Raw genomic sequence first — 13362 nt, forward strand, 5'->3', positions numbered from 1 at the left:
AGCTTGTGGTGTGCCATCTCACAACAAACTGCTTGACAGTATCGGCTTTTAGGGAACCCTAGAAGCACTTTATGCGAATGTAATCTATGAATAAGAATCCGCAAAGTTTTCAGTGCGAACTCCCGCCATCAGATGTGTGATAGCGCTGGCGGGTTTATGAATGTAACTGGGTATCAATACACATTATGCTTTTGTCTGCAACTTGCTATAAGTAGAACAATCCGTTTGTTCTCTGTACGAAGTCGTGCCAGAAAACTATGTCATCCTCTACTCAACCTAAAGCCGTCAAATCAACCACCGATAGCCCTCATCACCAAATTGTGATGGTGGGCGGAGGTGCCGCAGGCATTACCGTCGCCTCCCAGTTACTCGCCAAAAATAGCAAACTTGACATTGCTATCATCGAACCGTCCGACAAGCACTACTACCAGCCCGCCTGGACATTGGTTGGAGGAGGTCGGTTTAAGGCAGAAGATACCGTTAAGCCAGAAGCCTCCTGTATTCCCAGTGGTGTTACCTGGATTAAAGACTATGCCACCGAATTCGACCCTGATAACAATCTTGTAAAAACCCGTGAGGGAAAACAGGTTTATTATGACTACTTAATTGTGTGTCCTGGTATTCAGATTGATTGGAATGCGATCGCAGGATTAAAAGAAGCGCTCGGAAAAAATGGTGTATGTAGTAACTACAGCTTTGAAGGCGCTCCCTACACCTGGGAAACCATCCGCAATTTTAAGGGAGGAAATGCCCTATTTACCTACCCGGCAACTCCAATTAAATGCGGCGGTGCTCCCCAAAAAATCATGTACCTCGCCGACGACAGCTTCCGCCAGAATGGGGTTCGCAACCAGACAAACGTGCTGTTTTGCAGTGCCGTGGGTGCAATTTTCCCTGTTCCCGGCTACGCTGAGCCACTGATGCAGGTGGTTAAGCGTCGGGACATTCAGCTAAACTTCAAACACAATCTCAAGGCCATCCGGCCTGAATTTAAGGAAGCCGTGTTTGATGTCACCACGGATAACGGGGTGCAAGAGGTCGCCATTCCCTACGACATGATTCACGTCACCCCACCCATGAGTGCCCCAGACTTTATCAAAAACAGCAAACTGGCTGGGACAGAGGGGCCGAGTAAAGGTTGGGTCAATGTCAATAAAGATACCTTACAGCACAACGTATATCCTAATATTTTTAGTTTAGGAGATGCCTCTTCTCTTCCCATCTCCAAAACAGCAGCGGCTATCCGAGGACAGGCACCTGTACTCGTAGAAAACTTGCTGGCTGTAATGCAGACTCACTCCCTGACCGGCAAATACACAGGTTACACATGCTGTCCGCTGATTACAGGTTACGGCACAGTGATCATGGCAGAATTTGACTACACCAACCAACCTCTGTCCACTTTCCCCATGGACCCTAGGGAGGAGCGTTATAGTATGTGGTTGGTGAAGCGTCATGTTTTACCCTGGCTTTACTGGAATCGAATGCTCAAAGGTAAACAATTTGAGGGAAAAGCCCTGAAGCTTAAGGGATGGAGACCAACAACGACTTGAGAATAGAGTCGGTCTGCTCACATCCTGCCTGATTCGGCGTCAATCGTGCTTACCTGCGGGGAGTTCAAAGATGGTGCTGGCGAATCCAGGCAGCGTAAGACCCCTTTTAAGTATCCAGCATCTTTTAGCTGTCTAACCCCCCGAAATTCGGGGGGCTGAAGCTCCTATACCTTGCTTTTGAGTTCGCTCAGTGCGGCTCGAATTGTTTCAATTCGTTTACGGTTCACACCTAAGTCCGACTGTCCTAGACGCGAGGCGGAGCGAACATGGATGACTTTAGCACTGGAATCGAGTAAGAATTCCACATCATCGACATACCCCATCAGCTTACTCTTGAATTCTGCGTAGAGGTAATTCTCGGTTTCTGTGATAATTGTTGTTCTCTCCTGGTTCTGAATGACTCTCTTGAGGTCAGCCATGGCCTGTGTGGGTGTTGAGTCAAAAGTTAAAGGCTCAATTTTATGCACAGCATCTTGGCTTTGGCTATTGACGCAGTTGGGGCTGCTAGGGCAGGCTGCTAGTTGCCCAGATGCCTGAATACCGATATTTGTAGGTCGTGTTCCGGCAAACATTGTTCCTCCTGAAAAAGCTAGTGTTACTCCCAACCAACAAATAGCAATGAGAACTAAGGATATCGTGATGATCAGGGCTGACCGAAAAGGCGATGATTTTTGGGTCTCTATGCTCATTGGGCGGGTAAGTTGTTTGTAAACTTTCTTTAAAAACCTTACCAAATAGCCGGGAGAGTACTAAATTAATCCTTCGATCTCGATCGCCTCAATCAGCTGAAGACCACGAGGGTCACCCACTCTCAAGAGTGCAGCTTTAGCGTCTTCCTGAACCCCCAAGTCTTCATCTTCGGCAAAGGCTTCAAGCAAGCCATCAATCGCCCCCCCGTAGATGGCATTCGAGGGAAGTTCCCGGCATAACTGTCCGATTGACCAGGCACAATTACTCCGCACGGCTGCCACCGGGTCTTGTTTCAGGGCTGTAATTAGGGGTGGAATACAGGCCACAATGTCTCCATACTGCAACTGAGCCATTTGCGCTAAAGCACTAGCCGCCCACAACCGCACGGCTGAAATCTCATTTTTCAGAGCATCAGTCAGAGAAGGCAAAGCGCGGCGATCGCGGCAGTTGCCCAATGCCCAAACCGCACCTTTACGCACATAACCATTCCAATCGCGATTCAACTGTTCAATTAATGGCTCTACTGCTGTTGAACTCGGATTGCGTCCGAGGGCATAGGCCGCACTCACTCGTACCAAGGGGCACACATCTTTCAAAAGGTTAATGAGATGAGGAATTGCCCTCTCATCTTGAATTTCACAAAATGCCCGCGCTGCCAGCATCCGTTGTGGCGTTTCCCGTGCCGTTAACAGTGGCAACATTGCTTCTGGGTCAGGCTTGTGAGCTTCTGACTCGCTATCGATCGGCTCTATTGCATCTAGAGGGTCTTCTAGATCAGCCGCATCGAGTACGCTCAGATCGTCATCATCATTGTACATAGTTGATAAAGTATCCTATCCCGCCCGATTTCACCAGTCTCTTCTTGCGACTTTTTACAACTAAAGATAGCCAAAGATTACATGATGTTAATTAAAATTAGATTGAATCGGCTGATATTTCTAATTTAATCACGGGGGGCGAGGTGACTGACCACCTAGACCTGGCTGGCCGGAGTTTTTAATGACCTGCGAGAAGAGTGAGGCCGGAGTTCAGACGACGATGGAGGAGTGGGGTGGAGGATTAAGGAGAGAGGGACTTGACCATCCACAGGGATTGAGTTTGGTAGCCCAATTGATGGTAGAGTGCCAGCGCAGGTTGGTTGGATTGAAAGACTTGGAGGCCAATCTGGCGATCGCCCCTTGCCCTCGCCCAGTCTTCGGCGAGACGCATTAACTTTGAACCCATGCCCCGACGTCGATGTTCGGGCATCACGTAAAGTAAAAAAATATGAGCATGGCGATCGCCCCGCACCTGATCGATCGCATTCCCTAGCCAGATACAACCTACTGGGTGACGCCCAACGGATGAGTTTCCAGGCACCTCTACTGGATCGGTATCAACCCACCACAGAGGCGTTTCCCTAGACAAGTACTGATTCACCGTTTGGACGAGATGGGAAAAATCTTCCTGCTGTGGGAAAAGCTCTCGATAAGCCAGTTGGATGAACTTCATTAACATTGAGCGTTCATATCCTGACCCAACGCGCAGCCAGTAGCCCGGTAGTAGTTGCTCAGACACTCGTGCGCGGGAGTCTAGTTGAGTGACCCAGCGGATGTCGGTAAAATTGGGGCATCTAGGGTTTCCAAATGGCCTGTTGTATCGGGTGTGCGGTTGCTCATAGACTCAACATCCTCAATGGGTGCCGGTCCTGCCATATCTGATGGCAAAAAGATGCGAGCGCTTACGGATAGGAGCGCCACTAAAAACACTAGCACGATCAGGAACGGAGCAATGTACTGACGAAAAATAGCCATATTTAAAATTGTAAGAGCACAAGCATGTGTGAGAAATGAGCGAAGATTTGTAAATCCCTCGCTGTTTAGTTTAACGATTTGCCAGCAGATTTGAGGATAGAAGCTATAAGCGATCGCGCTTTGTATCCTCAATCGCTCTCTGCCAATACCAATTTTCTGGCATCCCAGGATGATTCTGCCTGATCCGATTGACTAACCGTTCGGCGGCAGCCTCATCACCTGCCAACAGATTGATCAGTCTGCGTTGAAGCGCACTATCAACTGTACTCTGGTTGAGTGGAGATTTTGTTCTGCGTCGGCGGATAAAGGGTGCCTCAACTGGAAGCTCAAGGGGTTCGGAGGGTAAGTTTTGTGACGATGACGACGGTTGTCTCCGTTGTTTTTTGATTAACAGGAACAGACCGTAAATCAGTAAGCCAATCGCCACAACAAGGAAGAGAGTAATTAAAAAAGTGAAGGCGTCAACGGGCAAAAATCCTCGGAGGAACTGGGGCAGAAGGTAACCCAGTAAGCCCGCAGCGACAATAGCGACAAACAGGATCAGTGTTCCGATCAAGATGAGTCGATTAAAGCTCATAATTTTTCTTCCTAATCATCTAGTCCAGGTCGGGGGATGGGGGCAAGTCGGGAGTTCCAGGGGGCAAATACGGGTAGTAGTAGCAATCCGGGTATAGCCGCAACGATACTCAGCAGGAAAAATAAAGACCACCCTGTGGCTTCTGCCAACCCTCCTGCCGGTGCCACCAAAATATCTCGGCTAACTGCCATCAAACTAGAGAGTAAAGCATACTGAGTTGCCGAGAATCGCTGGTTACAAAGACTCATCAAGAAGGCAACAAAGGCGGCTGTTCCTAGCCCAGCACAAAAATTTTCAATGTTGATGGTCAACACTAGAAAAGGATAACTTTTGCCGACTTGTGCCAGAACCAAGTAGGCTAAATTACTCACCGCTTGCAGGGCACCGAAGACCCACAGTGAGCGATTGATCCCAATTTTGCTCAGAATTGCTCCACCCGCAAGGGTACCGATAATGGTGGCTACTAACCCCATACCGCCTTGAATCCATCCAATATCTGTTTGGGTAAAGCCCGTCTTGAGCAAAAAGGGTATGGACATGTTGTTAACTAAAGCATCACCCAGTTTGTAGAGGACGATGAACACCAAAATGAACACAGCCCGGATGAAACCGGAACGCTGAAAAAATTCTGCAAAGGGGAGAACGACTGCATCAGAGAAGGATTCAGGAGGGCGTTCCTGTTCGCTTGGTTCGGGTGCCCAAAATGAACTGAGCAATCCTACTGCCATGAGCAAGGACATCAAGAGGTAAACGGTTGGCCAGGGAATTTGGCCAGCCAGAATCAGCGCCCAAGCACCGGTCGCAAGCAATGCGACGCGATAACCTAACACAAAAACCGCTGCACCGGCTCCCATTTCCCGTTCTTCCAGTACGTCGGTGCGGTAGGCATCGGCTGCAATGTCTTGAGTCGCACTGAAGAAGGCAATGAATAAGGCATTAATCGCAAGGAATTGTAAGGCTTGACGAGGCTGTTGTAAAGCCATGGCTGCGATCGCCAACAGTAACGCCCCTTGTGTTAAGACAAGCCAACCCCGCCGACGCCCCAAAAACGGCGGCACAAATCGATCCAGCAGGGGTGACCAGATAAATTTTAAAGAGTAGGGTAAACCGACTAGGCTAAACAACCCTATGGAACGTAAGTTTACGCCTTCTACGGTCATCCAGGCTTGCAGTGTCTTACTCGTTAAGAATAAGGGTAACCCAGAAGAAAAGCCCAATAATAGTAGCGCCCCCATCTTGCGACTTTGAAAAACTTGTAGGAAAGATTTCGTGGCTTTCACAGAAAATTGGAAGGATAACTATAAATTAGATTGGAGTTATCATCCCATAGTAAGGTTTCTTGATTGTTGCGAACCTCGTACCGTTTTAGGGTTGCCTGCAAGGTCTGTGAACCTAGCTGCTTAGTGAGGAGGGACTTCCCGCACGGAAGAGTTAAATGATGATTAGCTTAACTAGCATTTGTGGTGGATAACTTGAGAATTGGGATGATGGCCTCAGAGTCGATTTCCCTTTGAGTCATCATCCCCAAAAATTATTCCTTAGATTGCCGCAAACGGGCTGCCGCTATCCCTTAGCTCCTCCTTCATAATCGCGCCAGACGCCGACTAAGACACCTTGAACTTGCACGCTTTTTGCCATCACTTCAATAGGCTCATACTTAGGATTTGCCGGTTTGAGGGTGACATACTCTCCCAGACGGTAAAAGCGTTTTAAGGTGGTGCCATGTCCTTCCACTCGTGCTGCAACAATTAGACCATTTTTGAGTTGCTCTGGGTCGGAGACAGGTCGCATAATCACGAAATCCCCTTCAGCAATTAGGTCTTCAATCATGCTGTCTCCAATTACCCGCAGGGCAAAATTACCCGGTTGGCACCATAGGGGAGACACATCAAGTTGTTCGTCAGTGTCGGTAAAGGGTTCTACCAATCCACCCGCCGCGATCGCACCTAAGACAGGTACGCCCGTGTTAGCATTAGCCAGAATCCTAATGGTGCGAGCTTTTCCTTCTGTCCAGTCAATGTAGCCTTTCGCTCGTAAATGCTCCAGGCGACTCTGAACGGGTGCTGGCGATCGCAAATTCATCGCTCTCATCATCTGCCGAATTGAAGGCGCATGTTGTGATGTGCGAATATACTCGATCAACCAATTGTAAAGTTGTTGTTGAGCTTCAGTCAGGGGTTCCATAAAGCGACAAGGGGGTAAGGAATCGTTGTGAGGGATGGGGGCAAAGTCTTTGTGTGGAAAACTTGGAGTTGAAACCTAGTTTTGACACGAATACTTCGCCCAAACTTGAGCTTTGAATGACCATGATTCATCACTCATCACTTTCATGTGATGATTGTTACCATCTATAGAACATTCGTACTACCAAAACCCCTATTCTGTCCAGTAGGGCAGATTTATTCTCTGCCCAACTCCGTATTTTAATCCGCTCCTAGAAGGCTAACGAGTAAGGCTTTTTGAGCGTGCATCCGGTTTTCTGCCTGATCCCAAATGCGCGATTGCGCGCCTTCCATCACCTCATCCGTAATTTCTTCTCCCCGATGTGCGGGTAAGCAATGCAGCACAATCGCCTCTGAATCAGCACTCGTTAGTAGTTGCTCATTCACCTGATAAGGCTGAAAAACAGGAATTCTGGTATCCGCTGATGCTTCCTGGCCCATACTCGCCCATACATCAGTGTAAATAACGTGAGCGCCCTTAACCGCTATCAAGGGATCATCCGTGAGTAGAACTTCCGTTTTACCACTAGCAATCTGCTGTGCCTTCCCTACGATATCCTGGTTAGGTTGATAGGCCCGAGGAGTCGCCACTCTGACATTCATCCCCACTAAAGCACATCCCAACATCAGAGAATGCGCTACATTATTGCCATCTCCCAAATAAGTCAACGTTATCCCAGCCAGCGAACCAAAGCACTCCTCAATGGTTAACAAATCGGCTAAAACCTGACAAGGGTGTTCTAAGTCCGTTAAAGCATTAATAATTGGAATCTGGGCATATTGAGCAAAGGTTTCCAGTTCCTTCTGGTCAAAGGTACGAATGGCCAAGATATCTAAATACCGATCCAGAACTCGTGCGGTATCAACGATCGGTTCCCCCCGACCCACCTGGGTAACATTCGGATTCAAGTCTATGACTTGACCCCCTAGTTGGTACATAGCCACCGAAAAACTGACTCGCGTTCGGGTTGAAGCCTTGGAAAATAACAGCCCCAATACCTTATTACACCGCAAGTTTAGCCGTCCCGCTTTCAACTGAGCCGCAATTTGCAACAGCTCCTGTATTTCATGGGTACTGAGATCTGCTAAGCCCAGTAAATCTCGTCCTTTTAATGCCTCCATATTTTTCCCCCGATGAGTTAAATTAATCGGCTTTCGCCAGAACACTATAGGATGTAGGCAAGACAACAAAGTGCGTTTAGAGCAGGTTTTAGCCTTCTCATTTGCACTGTCTTAAGAACCTATCAGATTTTTATCAAATTAAACCAATTTTTTGGAAGTACATTAAAGACAAATTTTTCAGTATCGGTTAAAACAGATCTATGATTTTTGTTGTGTTGTTCTGTTGCTTCATTTTCTAAAACAAATTTTTTGAAATTTTTAATTTTACAGATAGAATTAACTTAAAAATTATTCCTTCTATAAGGCAGTACTTAACTGGAATGAATCCAGACTCCATATTTTCTTATTAAATTAGTGAAAATCCATAAAATATAAGTCTATCATTCAATTCATCGACTGAAGGATAAAATACGTTTTATTAAATTTAGGGAATTTCTCGGAGATTCGACAAATAGTATAGAACTAAATTCAATAAATTGCATTAAATTTAAAGTAGTCATTGCTCTAGGGTAGTCGATAAAATTGACGGAAGGGTATTAGATTTTTCGAGGCGTCTTATACAAAAATCCCAATGATAAAATTGCTCGTTTGACCCATAAGTGCTTGCAAAAAGTTTATGAACAGGAAGGGCAAGAGAATGGGATGATTTTTCAACCTTTGGGAAGGTAGAGACGTTGTTGCGTTTTTGGTGATGAGTGAGGAAGGACAACTAGCTAGATGAACATTAATATCGAAGTACGTCAGCGCAATCCGAACCCAACGCTTCGTAACTCAGAGGGGGATTGGATCAGAGTTTCAGGCTATGGGAGTGGACTGGCTCGATTAGCTAAGAAATTGATATCTTGGCGAGTCTTGCGGCTAACCGAGAAGGATGCACGCCCCCCCAGGATCTGGCGCTCTCAACAAAGGATGAAAATCTCTCTCCCCCATTACCCATTAGCCATTACCCATTTTCAAGACAGATGTGAATTCCCCAATATTAGTCAAGCCACCCTCTTATCGGGTGTGTCTCCAGTTCCGAGATTGGGCAAACTATCGACTGGACTGGGAATCGTTCTTGTAAATCTGGGATTATTGATGGCTCCAGTAGTGGTGTCCACTCCAGCACTGGGAGCTGAGCGAATTTATCTATCTTATGGCCCTTTAGAAGTGTCTTTGTCGATCAAATCTCTCGCTACTTATGCAAGAGAAGGCAAAATTGATCGGGAATTAGCCGCTTATACAGACCGTCTTAATCCGCAGCAACTTGAGCAGTTGCGGACAATATTACAGACTCGAATCGATATAAAACCGCTAGCGATCGCGCAATTTCTCTATTCCTCCCAAGGAAAAGTTATCTTAGATCGAGTCGGTCAAATTATCCAAACCAAGGCGGGTCAACCCGGTTTCTACGCCATTCGAGCCGCGCTGATCCAGGCGGCAGGTGCACCAGACGGATTGACACTGTTGAATGTGCTGGAGAAGTTTCCTACTTATGGCATCCGGATTAACTCGGTGCGTGGCTTTCAGGTCATTGAAGAGCTATCAAGCCTGATCCAGCAAACGCAATTAGCGATCGCAGCCGTTGAACAACAGGCTCTTAGAGAAACGTCAGCACAGGCATCGGAACGGCAATCAGCACCACCGTCTACACTCTCATCAGGACACACATTACCGAAAGGATTAGGCCGGGAATCGAATTATTTCTCCACGTTACCCGACCTGCGGCAACCCGGAGAAACTCAATTTTCCAAGGAAAGCCTTACCCTCTACGACCCTAGTCGTCAAAGACAGTTTCCCGTCGATGTTTACCTCCCTCAACCCAGTCAACGTCCAGCACCTTTAGTTGTTATTTCTCACGGTTTAGGATCAGACCGCACGACGTTTGCCTATTTAGCCACCCATTTAGCTTCTTACGGCTTCGCGGTGGCTGTACCTGAACATCCAGGAAGTAACGCGGATCAATTGCAGGCTTTAATCAATGGACTTGCCAGTGAGGTCACTCCCCCATCGGAGTTAATCGACCGACCGTTAGACATTAAGTTTCTGCTCAATGAACTCAATCGCTCTTTTGGAGGACGCATCAATCTGCAACAAGTAGGCGTCTTAGGTCAATCGTTCGGAGGCTACACGGTTTTAGCACTTTCGGATGCCAAGATTGATTTTGAGGTATTGGGCAAAGAGTGCGACCCCTCATATGACTCTTTGAATTTATCCCTCCTTCTCCAGTGTCGCGCCCTAGAGTTGCTATCTAGAGACTATCAACTCTCCGATGAGCGAGTTAAAGCCGGGATTGCCATCAATCCTGTGGGGAGTACGATTTTTGGAAAATCCGAATACAGCCAGATTCAAGTCCCACTGATGTTAGTGGCAAGTAGTGACGATAATGTAGCTCCAGCTTTGCCCGAACAAATTCGACCCTTTACCTGGCTGACAACCCCAAACAAATACCTGGTTTTGCTCAGAGGAGGAACGCACTTTTCTACTCTAGGGCAATCAGAAAGAGCAATACCCCTACCCCCTCAAGTGATTGGTTCCGATCCCACGGTGGCACAGAACTATATGAAAGCCTTGAGTTTGGCATTCTTTCAAACTTACATTGCCAATAATCCAGATTACCGAGTTTACTTGAGTGCTTCTTACGCTCAATTTCTGAGCCGATATCCTCTTCCCTTGAGCCTGGTGGAGTCTTTGACCGAGGAGCAGATTAAGCAGGCAAAACAGGCTGAAAGTTCCAGCCCATCCCCATCACCAACACCAGTACCTGTGCCTACACCCTAGAAACATGGGGTTGCTGGTAGTAATTATGTAGGGGCTGCCCTTGTGGTAGCCCTCTCACATTGCAGGGTACCCACAAGGGGTACCTCTACAGGTTTATTTTTGGCTTCAGCAACCCGGAAGCGATCGCTCACCGACTTTAATATCTGTAGTCTCAGCCCTGAGAGCTTGCATCCAAGACGTTGCTATCTGAGCGTCAGCCTTTGCCTTTCATTAAAGGTGGTATGGCAGCTGATTACAATGGTGCAAGCGCTCAGCAAATAGGATTGAATAGTGCAAGGTTTTTTAAATCTCAATAAGTCAGCCGGTTGGACATCCCATGATTGCGTTGCCAAAGTGCGACGGCTTTTGCGGCTCAAGCGGGTGGGACATGGGGGAACGTTAGATCCGGCGGCTATGGGTGTCTTACCAATCGCACTGGGTAAAGCCACTCGATTGTTGCAGTATATGCTGCCAGATAAGGCATACCGAGCCACAATCCAACTGGGAATACAGACCACAACGGATGACTTGGAAGGAGAGGTAATCGCCACTCAGTCTGCACAGGGGTTGACGCTGGACGAGATTTTATCTATTTTGCCGCAGTTTGAGGGCACGATTCAGCAAGTCCCGCCGATGTACAGTGCGATTCAGGTGCAGGGAAGACGCCTGTATGATTTGGCAAGAGCCGGTGAAACCGCTGAGGTGCCCGTGCGAACGGTGGAAGTTTATAACATTCAGGTTTTGGATTGGCGTCCGGGGGAGTTGGCTCAATTGGATGTGGCGATCGCCTGTGGTTCAGGGACGTATATTCGTGCGATCGCGCGAGATTTAGGGGAATTACTCCATACCGGTGGCACCCTAGCCTCCCTCACCCGTACCCAAAGCTGTGGCTTTCATCTGGAAGATAGCCTGACTTTAGAAGAATTAGAAGCACAATTGCAACAAGGTACATTTCAGCCCATACCACCCGTCACGGCGTTGCAACATCTAGCGGTTGCCACCTTACCCGCACCCGAAGCTCATCGTTGGTGTTTGGGGCAGCGTATCTTTTGGAATAATACCTCTACAGATGTCCCGACAAATGCCTTACGGGTTCAGCGAGAAGAGGGGGAATTTTTAGGAATTGGTCAGGTGATTCCTTCAGAAAATGGGCTGTTGCTTGCGCCTCAGATGGTTTTTGCTTCTGCTGATTAATCTTCATTAATTAAATCTTGAGTTTTATCACTCTTTTAGCTGAGGTCTTTACTATGTCTTCGGGCAGAAGTTAGTCGCCTAGGAATTAGAGATGATCTGTAAAGATAGTAACCAAACATCTTCAAAATTGTTACTCAGTTTTGAAAGCAAGCTGATCAAACATAACAACACAAGTTCAGTAAATGTAGTTTTTGTAGGAGGCCCAAGTGAATCTATTTCAGTATTGTCGAAAAATTTTGACGTCTCTCGTCTTAATTTTAGTTCTGACGACAACGGCTGCTTGTAGCGGTACGGCTCAAGCCAAACAGCCCACGAATAGTTTACCAACAACCATAAATTCCAACGGCAACTATGCCCAACTTGAACGGGGAAATAGCGCTGTGGGACAGGATTTTGGCAATTGGGTTGTCGAGACGGCTAAGGGCGTGGTTCAAGATGCCTACGTGCGTGACAACAATAAGCTAGGTGTTGTGATTACGCGTGACGTTCGTCCGAATGAAGTGAAGCCCTTAGCTAAATCTTTGGCTCAAGGATTCCATAAGAATTTTCCAAATCAAGATTTAAAAGTTTTGGTTTACGCACCTGACAAAAAATTGATTTTGACAGCTCAGTATGATGAGCAATCCAAGCAGATTGAATACAAATAGATCTTCGCTCATGAAGCGGTGATATTGGCTCAAGGCTGAGTCAGTAGAGTTAGCAAACTTTGAAAGAGCTTTAGCGTAATTTTACGGCTGAAGCTGGGATAAAAAAGGAGAATTTTAAAATGACAAGTAGCGAACAATACAAGCATCAAATCATGAATGATTTGGCTCAGGGGAATGTGGAATCTCTCGATGATGCCTCGACCAATACGGCGCAGGATTACGAAAATTTTGATGATTTTGCCCAGCGTTCCTCGGCGTCTGAACGTCGCCAGTTGTTTGGTCGGTCTTTACATCCCGACAAAATTCCTCCTAGCCAGATGGAGCCAGAACTGCAAAAGGCGATCGCACAAATTAAGCCCAATGAACGGGATGATGTGGCTCGTGCCTTTTTCAAGCACTTAAAGCAACGAGGACTAAGCGATCACGCCCTTGAGCAACAGTTGGGTCTTTCTACCCACCATCCCAGTCGCATGAGTCCTGAGGATGTCAGTAAACTCGCGTCCTTCGCGTATCATTCCCACCCCGATATCTTCCAAGAAGTACTCACCGAGCAACCGGGAATTATGAAGTTTCTCAGTAATCCCGTTGTGGCGGCGGTTTTAGGAGTGGCAGCGGCTAAGTGGCTGGGTAATCACCACAAGTAAGGGTAGGGCACGGCAACTTTAATATCATGTCTGGTTGATTACTCATCATCAAATCCTCTTCGTAGTGGGCGCTTTAGCGCCCTTTTTACTTGGAAGGATGGGGAAGCTGATAGATGTGAGCTTCGGCTCACAAAGAGCAAAACCATTGCACTTGGATCAAAACAGCCGCAAAGCTTATCCC

13 protein-coding genes are annotated in these 13362 nt (G+C 47.2%); 5 read left to right on the plus strand and 8 right to left on the minus strand.

Features of this window, described 5'->3' with window-relative positions:
- Nucleotides 1-257 precede the first annotated feature (257 nt).
- Nucleotides 258-1553 (plus strand): NAD(P)/FAD-dependent oxidoreductase, encoded by a 1296-nt coding sequence (locus tag NDI48_17075; GenBank protein ID MEP0832886.1) that lies wholly within the window; start codon nucleotides 258-260, stop codon nucleotides 1551-1553.
- Between the two features lie 164 nt (nucleotides 1554-1717).
- Here NDI48_17075 and NDI48_17080 read toward each other — a convergent pair whose 3' ends face one another.
- The 8 genes from NDI48_17080 to argF form a co-directional block, all read right to left on the minus strand.
- Nucleotides 1718-2242 carry a DUF1499 domain-containing protein gene (locus tag NDI48_17080; GenBank protein MEP0832887.1) on the minus strand — a complete coding sequence of 175 codons (525 nt, stop codon included), beginning with the start codon at nucleotides 2240-2242 and terminating at the stop codon, nucleotides 1718-1720.
- Between the two features lie 60 nt (nucleotides 2243-2302).
- A complete protein-coding gene (locus tag NDI48_17085; protein MEP0832888.1) occupies nucleotides 2303-3061 on the minus strand; it encodes a HEAT repeat domain-containing protein in 759 nt (252 codons plus the stop codon).
- Nucleotides 3062-3302: 241 nt separating this feature from the next.
- Nucleotides 3303-3800, minus strand: coding sequence for a GNAT family N-acetyltransferase (locus NDI48_17090; GenBank protein MEP0832889.1), 498 nt, complete (start codon nucleotides 3798-3800; stop codon nucleotides 3303-3305).
- 14 nt (nucleotides 3801-3814) lie between these two features.
- Entirely contained in the window at nucleotides 3815-4036 is a 222-nt protein-coding gene (locus NDI48_17095) for a hypothetical protein (GenBank protein ID MEP0832890.1), read from the minus strand.
- A gap of 103 nt (nucleotides 4037-4139) precedes the next feature.
- Nucleotides 4140-4613, minus strand: a complete 474-nt coding sequence (locus NDI48_17100) for a hypothetical protein (protein ID MEP0832891.1) — start codon at nucleotides 4611-4613, stop codon at nucleotides 4140-4142.
- Nucleotides 4614-4624: 11 nt separating this feature from the next.
- Nucleotides 4625-5893: an AmpG family muropeptide MFS transporter gene (locus NDI48_17105; protein ID MEP0832892.1), complete on the minus strand. Its 1269-nt coding sequence runs from the start codon at nucleotides 5891-5893 to the stop codon at nucleotides 4625-4627.
- Nucleotides 5894-6176: 283 nt separating this feature from the next.
- The gene (gene lexA / locus NDI48_17110) at nucleotides 6177-6797 is read right to left on the minus strand and encodes a transcriptional repressor LexA (protein ID MEP0832893.1); all 621 of its coding nucleotides are present in this window, start codon (nucleotides 6795-6797) and stop codon (nucleotides 6177-6179) included.
- A gap of 239 nt (nucleotides 6798-7036) precedes the next feature.
- On the minus strand, nucleotides 7037-7957 hold the full coding sequence (argF, locus tag NDI48_17115) for an ornithine carbamoyltransferase (protein ID MEP0832894.1): 921 nt from the start codon (nucleotides 7955-7957) through the stop codon (nucleotides 7037-7039).
- A gap of 717 nt (nucleotides 7958-8674) precedes the next feature.
- Here argF and NDI48_17120 point away from each other — a divergent pair.
- The 4 genes from NDI48_17120 (at nucleotide 8675) to NDI48_17135 (ending at nucleotide 13181) form a co-directional block, all read left to right on the plus strand.
- Nucleotides 8675-10717 carry an alpha/beta hydrolase gene (locus tag NDI48_17120; protein MEP0832895.1) on the plus strand — a complete coding sequence of 681 codons (2043 nt, stop codon included), beginning with the start codon at nucleotides 8675-8677 and terminating at the stop codon, nucleotides 10715-10717.
- A 270-nt stretch (nucleotides 10718-10987) separates the two neighbouring features.
- Entirely contained in the window at nucleotides 10988-11890 is a 903-nt protein-coding gene (truB, locus tag NDI48_17125) for a tRNA pseudouridine(55) synthase TruB (GenBank protein MEP0832896.1), read from the plus strand.
- 206 nt (nucleotides 11891-12096) lie between these two features.
- A complete protein-coding gene (locus NDI48_17130; protein ID MEP0832897.1) occupies nucleotides 12097-12537 on the plus strand; it encodes a hypothetical protein in 441 nt (146 codons plus the stop codon).
- A gap of 119 nt (nucleotides 12538-12656) precedes the next feature.
- Nucleotides 12657-13181: a hypothetical protein gene (locus NDI48_17135; GenBank protein ID MEP0832898.1), complete on the plus strand. Its 525-nt coding sequence runs from the start codon at nucleotides 12657-12659 to the stop codon at nucleotides 13179-13181.
- Nucleotides 13182-13362 lie beyond the last annotated feature (181 nt).

It is taken from the genome of Microcoleus sp. AS-A8 (assembly GCA_039962225.1).
Classification (GTDB): domain Bacteria; phylum Cyanobacteriota; class Cyanobacteriia; order Cyanobacteriales; family Coleofasciculaceae; genus Allocoleopsis.